General features: G+C 68.2%; 1 pseudogene. It reads right to left on the minus strand.

From position 1 onward, the window contains the following. Nucleotides 1-240: pseudogene (locus CVH10_RS22395) on the minus strand (phosphomannomutase/phosphoglucomutase); the annotation flags it as partial. Nucleotides 241-255: the final 15 nt, after the last annotated feature.

A 255-nucleotide genomic window follows, 5' to 3' on the forward strand; every position in this document is an offset into this window, starting at 1 on the left:
CACGACATCGACCCCGCTGGCGATCAACCCTTCGACCAACGCCGCTTCGAGGGCGGGAGAATGGGTGCGCCCATCATAGCCCACCACCACCCGGCGCCCGCCGCTGCGCCGGATGCGGGTCGCAAAGCCGCGTCCGATCGCGCACGCATCCGCCGGGTGCAGGTTATCGCCGACGGTGCCGCGAACGTCATAGTCGCGCAGGATGACGGGATCGAACCGATGTGTCGCGGTGTCACTCATCGCGGCGTAACCGTG

The sequence above is a fragment of the Halomonas sp. ND22Bw genome (assembly GCF_003011945.1).
Taxonomy (GTDB): Bacteria; Pseudomonadota; Gammaproteobacteria; order Pseudomonadales; family Halomonadaceae; genus Halomonas; species Halomonas halophila.